Origin of the sequence: Mesorhizobium maamorense (assembly GCF_044998965.1) — a bacterium.
Classification (GTDB): Bacteria; Pseudomonadota; Alphaproteobacteria; order Rhizobiales; family Rhizobiaceae; genus Mesorhizobium.
This window is the reverse complement of record NZ_CP173356.1, coordinates 1833676-1850070: the sequence shown is the minus strand read 5'-3', so window position 1 is coordinate 1850070 and position 16395 is coordinate 1833676. Positions and strand designations below refer to the sequence as shown.

General features: G+C 62.3%; 13 protein-coding genes and 1 pseudogene. 12 read left to right on the top strand and 2 right to left on the bottom strand.

The genetic code is table 11. From position 1 onward, the window contains the following. Positions 1–233: 233 nt before the first annotated feature. Complete coding sequence (locus ACIU1A_RS09500) at positions 234–1388, top strand: ISNCY family transposase (protein WP_404926836.1); 1155 nt, start codon at positions 234–236, stop codon at positions 1386–1388. Positions 1389–1637: 249 nt separating this feature from the next. Next, positions 1638–2891: a tyrosine--tRNA ligase gene (tyrS, locus tag ACIU1A_RS09495; RefSeq protein WP_404927181.1), complete on the top strand. Its 1254-nt coding sequence runs from the start codon at positions 1638–1640 to the stop codon at positions 2889–2891. Positions 2892–2898: 7 nt separating this feature from the next. On the opposite strand, the gene ACIU1A_RS09490 is transcribed toward tyrS, so the two are convergent. Further along, entirely contained in the window at positions 2899–6288 is a 3390-nt protein-coding gene (locus ACIU1A_RS09490) for a DUF3971 domain-containing protein (protein WP_404927180.1), read from the bottom strand. 95 nt (positions 6289–6383) lie between these two features. Between ACIU1A_RS09490 and ACIU1A_RS09485 the strand changes: the two genes are divergently transcribed. Both ACIU1A_RS09485 and ACIU1A_RS09480 read left to right on the top strand, forming a co-directional pair. Continuing rightward, a complete protein-coding gene (locus ACIU1A_RS09485; RefSeq protein ID WP_140493897.1) occupies positions 6384–6851 on the top strand; it encodes a peroxiredoxin in 468 nt (155 codons plus the stop codon). 159 nt (positions 6852–7010) lie between these two features. Continuing rightward, complete coding sequence (locus tag ACIU1A_RS09480; RefSeq protein ID WP_140560972.1) at positions 7011–8315, top strand: M23 family metallopeptidase; 1305 nt, start codon at positions 7011–7013, stop codon at positions 8313–8315. 36 nt (positions 8316–8351) lie between these two features. On the opposite strand, the gene ACIU1A_RS09475 is transcribed toward ACIU1A_RS09480, so the two are convergent. Next, on the bottom strand, positions 8352–8519 hold the full coding sequence (locus ACIU1A_RS09475) for a hypothetical protein (RefSeq protein ID WP_181169680.1): 168 nt from the start codon (positions 8517–8519) through the stop codon (positions 8352–8354). A 149-nt stretch (positions 8520–8668) separates the two neighbouring features. Between ACIU1A_RS09475 and ACIU1A_RS09470 the strand changes: the two genes are divergently transcribed. The 8 genes and pseudogenes from ACIU1A_RS09470 (at position 8669) to ACIU1A_RS09435 (ending at position 16379) form a co-directional block, all read left to right on the top strand. After that, positions 8669–9832: an ROK family transcriptional regulator gene (locus tag ACIU1A_RS09470; RefSeq protein ID WP_140515776.1), complete on the top strand. Its 1164-nt coding sequence runs from the start codon at positions 8669–8671 to the stop codon at positions 9830–9832. Beyond that, positions 9832–10596: an ATP-binding cassette domain-containing protein gene (locus ACIU1A_RS09465; protein WP_140493903.1), complete on the top strand. Its 765-nt coding sequence runs from the start codon at positions 9832–9834 to the stop codon at positions 10594–10596. The genes ACIU1A_RS09470 and ACIU1A_RS09465 overlap by 1 nt, the downstream gene beginning before the upstream one ends. A gap of 39 nt (positions 10597–10635) precedes the next feature. Continuing rightward, entirely contained in the window at positions 10636–11676 is a 1041-nt protein-coding gene (locus ACIU1A_RS09460; RefSeq protein WP_140556945.1) for a sugar ABC transporter substrate-binding protein, read from the top strand. Positions 11677–11781: 105 nt separating this feature from the next. Next, positions 11782–12776 (top strand): annotated as a pseudogene (locus ACIU1A_RS09455) (ABC transporter permease). Then, positions 12773–13558 carry an SDR family NAD(P)-dependent oxidoreductase gene (locus ACIU1A_RS09450; protein WP_140522020.1) on the top strand — a complete coding sequence of 262 codons (786 nt, stop codon included), beginning with the start codon at positions 12773–12775 and terminating at the stop codon, positions 13556–13558. Before ACIU1A_RS09455 ends, ACIU1A_RS09450 begins: the two are co-directional and overlap by 4 nt. A 157-nt stretch (positions 13559–13715) precedes the next feature. Then, positions 13716–13919: a CsbD family protein gene (locus ACIU1A_RS09445; protein WP_140493912.1), complete on the top strand. Its 204-nt coding sequence runs from the start codon at positions 13716–13718 to the stop codon at positions 13917–13919. 838 nt (positions 13920–14757) lie between these two features. Continuing rightward, a complete protein-coding gene (locus ACIU1A_RS09440; protein WP_404927179.1) occupies positions 14758–14976 on the top strand; it encodes a hypothetical protein in 219 nt (72 codons plus the stop codon). Further along, positions 14973–16379 (top strand): 50S ribosomal protein L11 methyltransferase, encoded by a 1407-nt coding sequence (locus ACIU1A_RS09435; protein WP_140631590.1) that lies wholly within the window; start codon positions 14973–14975, stop codon positions 16377–16379. Before ACIU1A_RS09440 ends, ACIU1A_RS09435 begins: the two co-directional genes overlap by 4 nt. The last annotated feature ends 16 nt before the right edge of the window (positions 16380–16395 follow it).

The following is a 16395-nucleotide window of genomic DNA, read 5'->3' as shown; positions in this document are numbered from 1 at the left end:
GTCGGATATGGCATTGGGTGGATGCCGTGCGGTGCCGCTTGAGGTCGTGGGCTGCAAGGACCTTTTGGCGCGCGCCTCATTACGCCAGCACAAACAATGAAGCAAGCATCCGCGCCGAGGGGTGTCGTAAGCACATGAGTTGTCCGGATTAGGTAGCACGTGAGTTGTCCGGTTTTATCGCCAGCGGATGGAGGCTGGGGATGAAGCGGACGGCATGGCTACAGGAACGGAGAATGCAAAAGTTTCGGGACGTATTGAGCCGCTGGAATGGCGGCGATCTTTCGATGATGGAGGCAGGGGAGTTGCTTGGCATGTCGGAGCGGCAATTCCGACGCTACCGCGACCGGTACGAAGAAGCTGGGGAAGCAGGGTTGCTGGATCGGCGCTTGGGCAAGCTTTCGACGCGTCGGGTGCCGGCGGAAGCGATTGAGGAGATGCTGGAGCTTTACCGTCATCGCTACCTCGGCTGGAATGTGAAGCATTTCCACGAGCACCTGCTGCGCGATCACCATTTCAGCTGGGTCTACACCTTCATCAAGACGCAGCTCCACGCGGCGGGCCTTGTGGAACGGGCCAAGCGGCGCGGTGCTCACCGGCGCAAGCGGGAGAGGAAGCCTTGCGAGGGGATGATGCTGCATCAGGATGGCAGCCGTCATCGATGGCTGGCGGGTGAGCCGATGCTGGACCTGATCGTGACGATGGACGATGCGACGAGCACGATCTATTCGGCCTTCCTGATCGAGGAGGAAGGCACGGCGTCGAGCTTTCAGGGCCTTCTGGAGACATTCGTCGCCAAGGGATTGCCATCGAGCCTCTACAGCGATCGCGGCAGCCACTATTTCGTGACGCTGAAGGCCGGCGAGGCGGTCGACAAAAGCCGGCTGACCCAGGTCGGCCGGGCACTCGAGCGGCTGGGTATCGAACATATTCCAGCCTATTCCCCTGAAGCGCGAGGCCGCTCGGAGCGGATGTTCTCCACCTTGCAGGATCGGCTACCGAGAGAGCTGGCGCTGGCCGGAATTGCCGACATCGAGGCCGCCAACCGGTTCATCGCACAGACCTACCTACCAGCTCACAATGCCCGCTTCGCCAGGCCGGCCGCGGTCGAGGACAGCGCCTTTGTCGCCGCAGACCCGCAACAACTGGCCCAGATCCTGTGCATCGAGGAGGAGCGCGTCGTTGCCCGCGACAACACGGTCGCCTTCGCGCGGCTGCGATTGCAGCTGCCGCAGAGCCCGATCCGGCATCACTTCGTCAAAGCCACCGTCAAGGTCAGGCACTACCCGGATGGAACCCTCGCGATCTTTCACGGGCCGCGCCGCATTGCTCGCTACAGCTCTGACGGCGCCGCAATCGAAGACACTTGCCCCATCAGGCAAGCCGCGTGAACCGCTTCGACGCCAAAACAGAAGCGGACAGATCATGTGCTACCAAACCGGACAACTTGATTAGCTACCGACAGCATCCGCGCCGAGGGGCGGCTTGCGTCGTTTCAACAACAAGTGATTGCCAAGCCCCTGGTCGAAGTGCGATCGGGCGCAAAACCGGAATCCACTTTTGCTGATCGCGCTTGGGTGCTAAACGCGCGCTTTCACATACGCCCGCGCCGGACGGGCGGACGCTTCGGGAAAGAAAAAATGCCTGCCTTCAAATCCGATTTCCTGCGCACGATGAGCGAGCGCGGCTTCATCCACCAGACTTCGGATGATGCCGGGCTGGACGATCTCTTCGCCAAGGAGACGGTGACGGCCTATATCGGCTTCGACGCGACCGCCAAGAGCCTGCACGCCGGCTCGCTGATCCAGATCATGATGTTGCACTGGCTGCAGCAGACCGGCCATCGGCCGATCGCCTTGATGGGCGGCGGCACCTCGATGATCGGCGACCCTTCCTTCAAGGACGAGGCGCGCAAGCTTCTGACCCCGCGCGACATCGACGACAATCTCGCCGGCATCCGCCGCAATTTCATGCCGTATCTCAAATTCGGCAGCGGCCCGAATGACGCGACCATGGTCAACAACGCCGACTGGCTGATGGAGATCAACTACGTCAATTTCCTGCGCGACGTCGGCCGTCACTTTTCGGTCAACCGCATGCTGGCGTTCGATTCCGTCAAGCTGCGGCTCGACCGCGAGCAGTCGTTGTCCTTCCTCGAATTCAACTACATGATCCTGCAGGCCTACGACTTCGTCGAGCTCTACAAGCGCCTCGGCTGCCGTCTGCAGATGGGCGGCTCCGACCAGTGGGGCAACATCATCAACGGCATCGATCTCGGTCGCCGCATGGAGGACGCGCAGCTTTATGCGCTGACGACGCCGCTGCTCACCACCTCGTCGGGCGCCAAGATGGGCAAGTCCGCCACGGGCGCGGTCTGGCTCGATGCCGAGATGCTCTCGCCTTACGAATTCTGGCAGTATTGGCGCAACACCGAGGACGCCGATGTCGGCCGTTTCCTGAAGCTCTACACGACGCTGCCGTTGGACGAGGTGGCGCGCCTGGAGAAGCTCGGCGGGTCCGAGATCAACGAGGCGAAAAAGATCCTCGCCACGGAGATCACCGCGTTGCTCCATGGTCGCGGCGCCGCCGAACAGGCCAGCGAAACCGCACGCAAGACCTTCGAGGAAGGTGCCCTCGCCGAGACGCTGCCGAGCGTCGAGGTTGAAAACGCCAAGCTCGAAGCCGGCGTCGGCATCCTGGCGCTGCTGGTGACCGCCGGGCTGGCGGCGTCCAACGGCGAAGCGCGGCGGCATGTGCAAGGCGGTGCGGTGCGGCTCAACGACCAGCCGGTCAGCGATGACCGCCGCACGGTGACGCTTCAGGATTTGAGTCCGGAAAACGTAGTAAAGCTTTCACTCGGCAGGAAAAAACACATTCTGGTGAGGCCGATCTGAGGCCCCTTCACCGGTACTCGAAGATCGACCTGAATATCCCCGGCGCGATCACCGAGAGCGGGTTGATGTCGAGCAGCGGCTTGTTGGCGTTGCCCTTGAGCCGGTAGGTCACGCCGATCAGGCCGCGGTCGCGGCCATTGCCCAAAAGCGCGCCGACGATGGGCAGTTCACCGAAGATGCGGTTGAGGCCGTAGACCGGCATGAAGGTGCCGGTCATGTCCATATTGTTGTTCTGGTCATAGAGCGTGCCCTGGAACGTCGTGCCGATGCGGGGACCGCGCAGCACGCCGTTGGCCAGCCTGAGATAGCCGCTGCCCTTCTCGATCTCGGCGTAGCCGCGTTCGAACTGTACCCGCGAGGTGTCGAGCTTGCCCTTGACCGCCTGATTAAGGCTGCGGCTGTCGCCTGCGGGTGTGGTCGAGACGATGGATGCGAGCTTCGGTTCGTTGACGACGAAGAAGTTCGTCGTGTCCACCTTGCCCTTCATCGGCCCGTCGCCCGCTCCCGACAAGGCCAGGGCAATCGCCCCACCTTCCATGTGCTCGTAGATGTTGAGGAATCTCAGTATCGCACCGGCGTCCGCCGACTGTACGTTGAGCGAGCGTCGGCCGGCGCTGCTCGTGTTGCTGATAGCTATGGCGGCTCCCGAGCTTGCAGTGGCGCTCACCTTCAGCCCGTTCACCTTCGAACCGGCCGCGCTGTAGTCGAGCTTGAGGTTGGACAGTTGCTCGTCGTGGAAACCGGTCAGCCGATCGACGTCGGCGCTGACGGAAATCGCGTCGGCGCCCGTCGTCTTGGTCGCGGTGTCGACGTCGGAGGTGAACTGCTTGATCAGCGAGCGGGCATCCAGGGCGTTGCCGCTGATGTTGACTGCATAGCCCCTGCCCGATCGCTTGACGGATACCGCCACGTCGTCGCCCCGGTTCAGCGCGACTTTGCTGAACTTTGCCGACGACAGGGCCCCGTTGACCAGCACGATGTTGCCGTCGACGGAAAATGTCTTGCCGCCGAGGTCGAAGTCGGACAGCGTCGTGGTATCGCCGGACGTGGTCATGACGAATGTAGCACTTGCGGGGACCCCTGCCCCCTTGCTCCATCCGGCCCAGGGAATGTCGAGCCTGGCATTGGTCAGGTCGGCCGAGACGTTCTGGTTGCCGTCGCCGCTTTTGTCGATCGCGACTTTCACGGTTCCGCCCAGCAACGGGGCCAGCCCCGGCATGGCGGCGGCGCGGATCTTGTCGTCGAGCACCAGGGCCACCTTGCGGCTGCGTGCCGGTCCGCCATCCTCCAGCGGCTCGATCAGGTCGAGTTCGGCCGGAATGCCGTTCAGGGATGCCTTGGCGGAAATCACAGCCTTTTCAGGGTCGACCGTGACGGAACCGTCGGCATCCGTGACGCTCTGGCCTTCGAACGGCTTGGCCAGTGAAAGCCCGCTGTAGTCGAGCGATACCAGCCAATCGAGCTTCGAGCTGTCGACGCCGGATTGCAGCGGAATATCGGCCCTGACATGGCCGGTGACGCTGCCGGACAGGTCTTCGGGCAGGAAGCCGACATGGCGCATGGCATTGATCGGCTCGTAGGAGGCAAGTTCAGCGACCGCGGACGCTTCGCCGGCAACGTCGATGTCGAGCGCGCCGACGACCGGCGGGCGGTTGGCCGCCTTGACCGTCAGCGTGCCGTTGCTGGCCGCCACCGTGCGGCCGCTGGGCATGAAGACAGTACCGGAAGACAGGGAGATATCGACGTCATTGCCGTGGAAGGCGACGACACCGACAGCATCGCGTATCGGCGGGATGCGGCCAGCCGTGTCGAAACGCGATCCTTCGATCTGGAAGCGGCCGAACACCTCGTCGGCGGAAAGCGGCACGCCATTGCCGAGGCGATCAGGCACCACCTGGAATTGAAGATTGGCATCGACGACGCGGCCGCCGAACAGATTGTCCAATACCCAGAGCCGTGCATTGCGCGCCGAAAACCATGGCCAAAGCTGCTTGACGTGCGAGACCGGCATGTCATGCACGTTGAGCGCCAGATTGATGCCTGGAGCCTTGCCATCAACGAACTGCACGGCCGCGGTTCCAAGGACCTCGCTGGAAGCGGCCGACCGGACTGCGATCTGATCGGCTACCAATTTATGGCTTTTGGTCTGGTAGACGCCGGCGATGCGGGCAAGGAAGGTGAGCGCTGGCTCCGGCGATTCCGAAGGCGCCAGTGTCGAGCCGTCACTGGTCAGATCGTATCGGTAGGCCGGCTCCTCTCCGGCGGCGCCGGTCGCGGGCCTGGGCCCGATCGATCCGGCGAAATCGAAGGTCGAGCGGCCGGTCTTCAGCAACAGCCTGTCCACCTGGATCTTGTTGCTGCCGCGGACGAGCGTGGCGCCGACATCGACATCGGCCGACAGCAGGCCACGCGTGCCGAGATCAAGCACCGATCCCCTGGACGACAGGGCAGCCGTCAGCCGCGACGCGGTGTCGTCGGCCCCCTGCGACCCTTTGAGCGTCACGCTGAGCGCCCCCAACTTGCCGCCGGACGCCATTGCGCCGCTTTCGCCGCCGTCTTCGGCGATGCCGACGGTGGCATCCAGCGACATCACGCGCCGGGTCTCGGCATCGCGGCTGGCGGATGCGGCGACGGTCACCGCCTTGCCGTCGACATTTGCCTGCGAGGAGAACTCCATGCCGCCTGTCCCCGACTGCAGGACGACCGCGTCGGCGACGGTGATCAACCTGACCGCCTCGGTGTCGGGCAAGACGAATGCCACATTGTGAAGATCGATACGGTGCAGCGATTCCTCGCGCACCGCATCGAGAGCGTGATTGATGTTGGCAAAGAGCGCATCGGACAGTTTTTCGGGATCGATCAGCCCGTCCCGATTGCGCAGCTCGGCTGTCCAGTCGCCGCCCGACGGCATCGCCGCGGTAACGATGCGCGCATCGGAAATCCTGGCGCTGGTCAGCCGCACCTCGCCTCGAAGCAGCGGCAGCAGGCGGATGCCGAAACGCACCCTGCCCGCATCGGCCATGGGTTTACCGTCGCTGGCCTTCAGGCTGACGTCGCTCACCTGGAGCGCGACGAAGCTCGAACTGTCGAGGGTGATGCGGGCCGGCCCGACCGCAACATCGACATCGACACCCGCTAGCTTCTCGATGGCGGCCTCCGCCTCGACGCGCAGCCGGTCGGCCCCTATTCCGGAGACACCGATGAGATAGACAGCCACCCCCGCCAGCAGCACCAGCGCAACGGCGCCGGCAAACAGCCGCGATAGGATACGAAAGCCGCGCCCGATCGCCGCCTGGCCGAGCGGCGGAACGCGGCAAGCCGATGGCAAGGCGCCCAGGTCGGTGATTTCATCCCGCCTGAACCTGATCTTCTCGTGCTGCGGTTGCTCCTGATCCACGCAATTTTCCGTTCTACGAACTCGCTCGTGGACGAATCCCCGCTCGACACTATATCGGTGTGGCTTCGCGCGTAACCTCAAACAAGGGCATGGATATGGCTGACCTCAATGTGGGCGATCCCGCGCCGCAATTCGAGTTGCCGCGGGACGGCGGTGGTTCGCTCAGCCTGGCCGGCTTTGCCGGCAGACCTGTCGTCCTCTACTTCTACCCACAGGACGACACCACCGGCTGCACCGCCGAAGCGATCAGCTTTTCGCAGCTGAAGCCGGAGTTCGAGAAGGCCGGCGCCGTCGTGATCGGCCTGTCGCCCGACAGCGCCAGGAAGCACGACAAGTTCAAGTCGAAATACGATCTTACCATCGACCTTGCCTCCGACGAGGAGCGCAAGGTGATCGAGGCCTACCACCTTTGGGTCGAAAAATCGATGTATGGCCGCAAATACATGGGTGTCGAGCGCGCGACGTTCCTGATCGGCCGCGACGGGCGCATCGCCAGGATCTGGCGCAAGGTCCGCGTCAAGGGCCATGCCGAGGAGGTGCTGGAAGCTGTGCGGGCGATTTGAGGGGGCGCCTCCGCGCCCTTGTTTTCAGAAAGCGACGCGAAGCAACCCCATGCTCGCTTTGCGGGCAATTCTTGCCGGCGTCTTGCTTCGGCAAAGCTTTGTTAACCTTAATAATGTGTAGTCGGGCTGTCGTGGTGTCGTAAACGAAAGCTTGGTCCCGTGAACGCAACCGGTCAGTCCGCGATCTTTGGCAGGCGCAAGGAACCGCATACAGTCATCATCGCCCGCGGCAGCGAGATCAGGCACTTCACGATCCGGCCCTGGCTGGTTGTATTTCTCGGTTCGGCGCTGGCGGCGATCGCCATCGGTTACCTGCTGGCCACCTCCTATCTCGTGCTGCGCGACGACCTGATCGGCGCCACCACCGCGCGCCAGGCGCGCATGCAGCAGGCTTACGAAGACCGCATCTCGGCGCTTCGCGCCCAGGTCGACCGCATCACCAGCCGGCAGTTGCTTGACCAGCAATTGATGGAAACCAAGGTGAGCGAGCTTTTGGAGCGCCAGACGCAGCTCAGCCAGCGCCACGGCCGCCTCGGCCCGCTGCTCGACCGCGCCGAAAATGAAGTCGGCGCAGCGACGGCCGAAGATCCGGCAGTGCCGGCAAAGCCTGACAAACACGCCGAAGTGACCGGCAGCATCGCCCAGCCTGCTCAAAGCTACGCGCTGGCCAGCCTCGGCGCCGCCACTGGCACCGCCGACACCAGGCCGTTCTCCCTGTGGGCGACCCGCTCCGATCCGCTGCCGAACGATTCAGCCGCCGATCGTGCCGACAAACTGTTCATTTCGATCAACAAGTCGTTGAAATCCATCGAGAACGACCAGCTCACGCGCATCAGCATACTTGCTGATAACGCCTACAAGAATGCCGACGCCATAACCCAGGCGCTCGAGGCGGCCGGACTGCCGGTCGACAGTGATTTCGGCAAGAACGAAAGCGATGTCGGCGGACCGCTGATCCCGCTCGACAGCTCGATGTTTTTCGACAGCAAGGTCAAGGAACTGGACGAGGCGCTGGACACGCTCGACCAACTCAAGAAGGAAGCACGCCGGCTGCCGCTCGCCAATCCCGCACCCGGTCATTCCGTCACCAGCCCGTTCGGCGTGCGCACCGACCCGATCCTCGGCACGGCCGCCCTGCATTCGGGAATGGACTTCAGGGCGCCGATCGGCATGGCGGCCAAGGTCACCGCGCCAGGCGTGGTCACCAAGGCCGGCTGGAATGGCGGCTATGGCCGCATGGTCGAAGTCGATCACGGCAATGGGTTTGCCACGCGCTATGGACATCTCAGCGAAATCGACGTGACCGTGGGCGAAAAAGTGGATGCCGGCGCTGTCATCGGCAAGACCGGCAGCAGCGGTCGCTCGACCGGCCCGCATCTGCATTACGAAGTCCGCCACAATGGCGAAGCGATCGATCCTTTGCGTTTCCTCACGGTCGGCAAGAAGGTCGCGCAGTATCTCTAACGAACGGGCCCAGGCCGCCGCCGTCCCGCGCCGTCCTCATCGCTTTTTCGCATCCTTGTCGCCGTTCAGGGCTTTTCCCTTTCGGGGCGACCGCAAATTGTCGAAGCCCATATAGTGGTCGGTATCAGATGTGTTCCATCTGCCGCCCAGGCAGATGATGGCAATGGCCGCGGCAAAGATCAGCAAGACATAAATCTTATCCATGTCCCGCTATCTAGGGCGCGGTGATCAGCCGGACACCGGCCGGCTTTTCCGCCGTAGCGGGCGCGTCCCTTAAATGCGGTGCATTTTTGAATTCCATTTGACTGAATAAATATTTGGTGCCAACCTTGCCTCAACCGGGGACGCAAGGCATGGCATTGCGAGGGACCAATCAGGAGTTCGGGCGGCCGTACAACCGACGCATCGTGCTCGAATCGATCCGCCGGTACGGCCCCATCGCCAGGGGCGATATCGCCAGGCATGTCGGCCTCACCGTTCAAACCGTATCGACCATCGTTCGCGAACTGGAGGAGCAGGGTTACGTCCTGTCCGTACGCGAGGAGCCGAAGGGCCGTGGCCTGCCACCGGCGACGCTGCGCATCAATCCCGAGGGCGGCTATGCCGTCGGCATCCACCTGACGCCGCTGGGGATCGACGCGGCGCTGATCAATCTCAGCGGTGACGTGATCGACAGCTTGCACCGCGAGGCCCCCAACGCGACGCCCGATCATGCGTTCGACCAGGTCCGCGCCATGGTCCGCGACCTGACCGGAACGCGCGCCGCGGGCCGCGTCATCGGCATCGGCATGGCGCTTCCCGGCCCGTTCGGCGTGGACACGATGAGCTTCATCGGGCCGACCACAATGGCCGGCTGGAAGGACGTGGCGCTGCGCGAGCGGCTGACGGCGGCGACAGGATTGCCGGCCTTTTTCGACGGCGACATGGCTGCGGCCGCCATGGGCGAGCGCCTCTACGGCATCGGCGCCCAGCATTCCGAATATTACTATCTCTATTTCGGCGTCGGACTTGGCAGCGCCATGATGCATGACGGCAGCGTGCTGCGCGGCGCCTGGGGCAATGCCGGCGAGATCGGCCATATTCCCGTCGTTCCCAATGGCGAGCTTTGCCCGTGCGGCAATCGCGGTTGCCTCGAACGTTATGTCTCGCTCGAAGCGCGAGGGCGCTGGAAGGGCAGCGATGCCGATTGGGTCGCCGAGGTCGGCCCGATCTTCCGCAACGCCATTGCCATCATCGAGAACCTTTTCGACCCCGAGACGGTCGTGCTCGGCGGGCTGGCGGCGCCGGACCTGCTCGAACGCCTGGCGAGGTCGGCTGCGCCTCTGCACAATTCGGTTTCGGCCCGCAAGGACCGCAAGACGCCACGCATCGTCGTCGCCGGCGGCGGCCAGCAAGCCGTGCTGCGCGGCGCGGCCGCATTGGCCGTCTCTGGCGTGTTGTCGCCACGCTTCGGCCAGATGTTCACCGCCGAGCGCGAACGCGGCCGCGATATTCTGACAGCCAGGGAGGTTGCCTGATGAGCGAACCCCTGCTGGTGCTCGACAACGTCACCAAGAACTATGGCGCGATCCAGGCGCTGAAGGGCATCAGCTTCTCGATCGGCAAGGGCGAGGTGGTCGCGTTGCTGGGCGATAACGGCGCCGGGAAGTCGACGCTGGTCAAGATCATCGCCGGCGGCCTGGAGCCCACCTCCGGCCGCATGCTGTTCGAAGGCAAGGAGTTCCTTGCCAAATCCCCTGCCGAGGCCAAGGCGGCGGGAATCGAGACCGTCTATCAGGACCTGTCGCTGTGCACGAATGTCGACGTGGTGGCCAATTTCTTCATGGGCCGTGAGATCACGCGCAAGGTGCTCGGCATTCCAGTGCTCGACGAGCGGGCGATGGAGGCCGTGGTCGGCAAGGCGCTTGCCAGCGCCGGCACCCGCATTCCGTCTTTGCGCACCAATGTCGAGCATCTTTCGGGCGGCCAGCGGCAAGCCATCGAGCTCAACCGCTTCGTGCACTGGGGCGGCAAGCTGGTGCTGCTCGACGAGCCGTTTGCAGCGCTTGGCGTCGAACAGACGCGGCGCGGCCTCGACATGATCCGCCAGGTGGCGAACCAGGGCATCGGCGTCGTCATCATCACCCACATCATGCAGCAGGCCTTCCAGGTCGCAGACCGGATCGTAGTGATCCGGCAAGGCGTCGTGGCCGGCGATGTCGCACGCAACAAAACAAGTCCCGATGCGGTGATCAACATGATCACCGGGGAGACGCTTGCCGGTGCCGGACCGGCGGGCTGAGGGACAAAAGAGGGGTCCGGCACTAGAGGAGCCAACGACATGAAACGAATACTTCTTTCTGTCCTCGGTATCCTGGCACTGGCAGTTGCCACGCTCACGCCGGCATTCGCCCAGTCCAAGGGTACCGTCTACTACATGGTGCCGACCTTGCTCGATGAGTTCCAGACCGGCTCGGTGAGCGCGCTGGAACTGTTTCTGAAACAGGTCGGCTACGAGATGAAGACGCTGAACGCCGACAACAAGACCGACGCCCAGCAATCGCAGATGAACGACGTCATCGCGCTGAAACCGAAGGCGATCATCCTGGCCGCCGTCGACTTCAACGCGCTGAAGCCGTCGATCGAGGCCGCGCGCGCGGCCGGCATACCTGTCGTGGAATTCGATCGCCAGATCACCTCCACTCCGTCCGACTTCACCTCGGTAGCCGGCACTGTCGAGATCGGCCACGTCGCCGCCGAACAGGCCGAAGCGCTGCTGAAGGCCAAGAACGGCGCTGTGAAGGGCAAGATCCTGCAGGTGCTCGGCGACCCCGGCGATCCCTACACGCTCGACATCCAGAAAGGCTTTGAAGAGAAGATGAAGGCGTTCCCGGACGTCAAGATCATCTCGCTCCCGGCCATGCAATGGGAGGCCAGCAACGCCGGCACCATCGTCGCCGACCAGATGCTTGCCAACCCCGACATCGACTTGATCTTCAGCCACGCCGCGCATCTTTCGGTCGCCGCCGTCGCCTCGCTCGAGGCCGCCGGCAAGAAGCCGGGCGACGTCATGCTGATGAGTTCGAACGGCGCGCCGGTCGGCCTCGACCTGATCCGCAAGGGCTGGCTCAACGTCGAAGTCGAACAGCCGCTCTACGCGCAGGCCGCGGCGGTCGCCATGTTCATGGACAAGGTCGTCAACAAGCAGGAGATCAAGCCCGGCGACTATGACGTGCTTGGCCTGAAATCGGTGGTGACCAAGGAGGCCTGGGGCCCGAACATCAAGATCCCGGGTGCCGCGATCACCAAGGAGAACGTCGACAACCCGGCCTTCTGGGGCAACCAGAAGCCGCCGAAGGACACCGTGAAGTCCGTCGAATAAACGTTCCCCAGAACGGCTCCGGGCCACCCGCCCGGAGCCGCCCTGCCCGGCAGAATTGCCCGGCATAGAGCCGCCGCGGCATTCGAACCCAAACCGGATCAGCCCATGAGCCCCCGCACCCGTCAAATCCTCGAGTTCGTCCTCGATAATCTCGTCTGGTTCATGCTGGTCTTCGTGCTGGTGGTGTTCTCCTTTTCATTCCCAACTATTTCCAGCTCGGTATTTTCGCCAACATCATCGAAGCCTCCAGCGTGCTAGGCGTGATGTCGATCGGCCTGGCGCTGGTCATCATCGCCGGGCACATGGACCTGTCGGTCGAATCGGTGGCTGCGCTCAGCGCCATGGTGGTCGGCATCCTGTTCTGCTCTTCGGGCATCGGCTTCGGCGTACAGTTGCATCCGGACTGGCTGATGGTGCCGGTCTCGCTGCTGCTGGCGCTTGCCGTCGGCGGCGTCATCGGCGCTTTCAACGGATTCCTGGTCGTCAAGGTCAAGATGAGCGCCTTCATCATCACGCTGGCCTCCTACATCTGGGTGCGCGGCCTGGTGCTGGTCATTTCGGGCGGCCGCTCGGCGCAGGATCTGGCGCCTGCCATCCGCTGGTTCGGCATCCAGCGGCTGATCGGTCTGCCGCTCACCGCCTGGATCGCGATCGCCTGCTTCGTCGTCTTCTCGCTGATTATGGCCAAGACGCCTTTCGGCAGGCATCTGGTGATGATCGGCGGCAACGAGACGGCGACCTTCCGCGCCGGCATCCGCGTCAACCGCAACCTGATCATCGCGTTCGTACTTGCCGGCGCCATAGCCGGCCTTGCCGGCTGGCTGCTCGCCATCCGCACATCGGGCGCCACCGCCAATCTCGGCGTCGGCCTGCTGTTCAACGCCTTTGCCGCCGTCGTCATCGGCGGCGTCAGCCTGAAAGGCGGCGTCGGCACCTTACCCGGCGTCTATGCCGGCGTGCTGCTTTTGTCGGCAATCAACACGGCGATCAATCTGATGGGCCTGCCCGCCAACTTCACCCAGGTCATTCACGGCTTGCTGGTGCTGGCGGCGGTCCTGCTCGACGCCTTCAAGCAAACCATTCGCCAGAGGCTCGCATGACCGTACGGCCAGAGACCGGAAGACTGTCGGGCAAAGTAGCGCTGATCGTCGGCGCCGCGCGCGGCATCGGCAAGGGCATCGCCCAACGTTTCGCCGAAGAAGGCGCCAGGCTTGTGCTTGCCGACACCGAGATCGAGGTGGGGCGAGCGACCGCCAGTGAACTTGACGCCGCCTTCATCGGCACGGACATCTCGCTTTTGGCCGATGTCGAGGCCGCCGTCGCGCTGGCGCTCGCGCACCATGGCCGCCTCGACATCATCGTCCAGAACGCCGGCATTTATCCCTGGCAATTGCTGGAGAACACCAGCCCGGACGACTGGGATCGCGTCATGGCGGTCAATCTGCGCGGCAGTTTCAATGCCGCTCGCGCCGCACTGGTGCCGATGAAGGCGCAGCGCCGCGGGCGCATGCTGTTCACCTCCTCGATCACCGGACCGCACGTCACCAGTCCCGGCCACGGCCACTATTCCGCGACCAAGGCAGGCATAAACGGGCTGATCCGTTCGGCGGCGCTCGAATTCGCCGGCTACGGCATAACCGTCAACGGCGTCGAACCCGGCAACATTCTCACCGAGGGAATGGAGCTTCACCGGGGTGCTGCCTTCATCAAGAACATGGAAGACGCCATTCCGCTGGGCCGGCTGGGCAGCCCGCGCGACGTCGCCAATGCCTTCCTGTTCCTGGCCTCCGACGATGCCAGCTACATCACCGGCACCACGATTGTCGTCGATGGCGGGCAATTGCTGCCGGAGGGGAGCGACTTCAGGCTGGCGCCGCCGTGAACAACGCGTGAGGGGAACAAGAAAGCCAGCGCACATCATCACTGATGCCAAGCGCAACCGCAGCGTTCCCGCTGGCGGTGATCGACGGGGATTTGGCCCACCGGAACCTCATGGCGATACACCCGTTCTTCCATGTGTGATTCAGGAGATAGCCACAATGGATTGGAACCGCGTCGAAGGAAACTGGAAGCAGGTCAAGGGTAAAGTCAAGGAGCAGTGGGGGAAGCTCACTGATGATGATCTCGACCGCATCGCCGGCAAACGCGATCAGCTTGAGGGCATTATCCAGGAACGCTACGGCATCGAGAAGGATCGCGTACGCCGAGACGTCGACGACTGGTATAGTCGGCAGGGCTGGTAGATAGCAGAGCTGCCATAAAAGGCATCTTACCGAGAGCCGTTGTGCCTACGGTGGGCGGGCTCCCCGCCCTCCTAGCCATCCGTACGATGGCGCTCGGCGCACAAAAAGCACAACGTCTACACCTTCAAGATCTGCGGCCAGAAAGCCGATATGCGCTACCAACGCTAGGGATGAACAGCCGAACCACAAGCCCCTTGAGATCGGCTGGAACTCACGCATGTCGCGCAGATGTTCCGTTATCGCGGAATATCGAACCATAAGGTTTTCTGGCATTATAGTTCCCGGCGGACCCCAACCCGCCTGGCCGGCGTCCTGCAAGTCGGGTTTACCCCACCCGCCCCCAAAAAAGGGCGCCGGCCACCTCCGCTCGGCACGGCGCCAAGTACATCGTATTCAAGCAGCCCCACGCCATGATGTTGCAGGTCAAGGAGCGACGCAATCGACGCCCAAGCGGCAGCAACCGAGAAGCCGACCTCCCACTGATGCCAAACGTAATCGTGTTAACCCCCGGCGCCATCACTCATCGAACGGGCACGTGCCGTCGATATGGTAGAGCGGCAAATATGAGGACTATCGCCTTCACTTCGCCGACCCGCCGCGACGAAGGCGTTCGTTGACCATTTTGGCGGAGACATGTTCGATCGCAAAAATCCGAAATGTTTGGCGCCGCACAGCGACAGAGTGGCTCACTAGCGACACGCTGTCGCGGCCATTTCCGTCACCACAAGTTTCTCGAAGTGTGAAAGATTTGTGACAAATGTCTGGTCAAACGCGTTGGATCGCATTAAAGGCGCATTAAACAGCAACCGCGCGCAGAGCCGATGGGGAGTATGGGCCTTTGTACAAGATGAGACTGACAGCTTCACTTGGGATGCTATATTTATTGAGTCTGACGGTGTCGGCTCACGCATATCTCGACCCGGGCACCGGGAGCATGCTGCTGCAGGGCTTGATTGCAGGTGTCGCGGCGGGCACCACCGTGTTAACCATCTATTACAATCGCCTCAAACTGCTGTTGGCGCGCATTTTCGGTAAGAATCGTACAGACCGGAAATGAAAGGTTCAGGACTAGTTTTTGAGGACGGATCGTTCCGAGATCCTTCCGGGTCGGTCTTTGTTTCCGATGGCCGGGTTTTCCGCACAGTGACCGACCAGGGCAAAGCGAGCTATGAGGCCGCCCGGGATGCGGGCATCCTGCTACGTTACGCCGAGCTGGATAAAATAGTCCGGACCAGTGAGGTTGCCCCCGCAGATTGGCCCGAGGTCGTAGGAAAACCAGCTTACGTGTTGGAACACGGAGCGATACCATTCTTGAGCTATCCCTACGAATGGTCTTTCGGTGCGTTGAAGGCAGCAGCACTGCATCATCTTGACCTGCAAATACAACTATTGGCCGAGAATTTTGTCCTTTCTGACGCAAGCGCCTACAATGTGCAGTTCGTTGGCTCCAAGCCCATCTTCATCGATATCCTCTCTGTTAGGCCATATCGGGACGGGGAGTATTGGACGGGTCACAGACAATTCTGCGAGCAGTTTCTTAATCCGCTGCTTCTCCGAGCTGTGAAGGGAATCGCCCACAATTCATGGTTCAGGGGTGCGCTGGAGGGCATTTCCACCCGCGATTTTGCTCGCTTGCTCACATTTTCTGAGCGATTTTCGTGGAACATGTTGACCCACGTCACGCTGCAAAGTCGCCTTGAACAGAGCTCCGTGAATGATCCCAGCAACGCTGTCAAAAGGGTTAGCCGAAGCAGAAAGCTACCGCGGGCGGGGTATCACGGCATTTTATCCCAATTGCGCCGGTGGATCGCACGCCTAGAGCCGGCCGACACCGGCAAGACTGTGTGGGGCGCATACGCGAGTATGAACACCTACTCCAGTCAAGAGGCCTCGACAAAGCGGCAAATGATCCACGATTTCGCGGCATCCGGCCAAGTCGCCACCGCAATCGATCTGGGCTGCAATACTGGCGACTTTTCGGTCGCCGCCTTGGAGGGTGGCGCGAAAGCGGTAGTTGGCTTCGATTTCGATCAGACCGCAGTCGACATCGGATTTTCGCGGGCCGCGTCAGCTAAAATGAACTTTCTTCCGTTGTGGCTGGATGCTGCGAACCCCAGCCCTGATCAAGGATGGGCTCAGAAGGAACGAAAGGGTTTCTCGTCCAGATTCAGAGCTGATGCGGTTCTTGCTCTCGCTTTTGAGCACCATCTTGCCATTGGCAGAAACGTGCCTTTGCACCAGGCCGTCAAATGGATTGTTGACGTTGCTCCCACCGGCATAATCGAGTTCGTCCCTAAGGATGATCCAACAATTCGACACATGCTTGCTCTTCGAGAGGATATCTTCCCCGATTATAACCCTTCTTCGTTCGAATGCGCACTCACGTCCGTTTCCCGCATTGCGAAGAAACAAACAGTGTCAGCCACCGGCCGTACACTTTATCAATTCGATAGACGATGAATTAAAAAGAGATGGT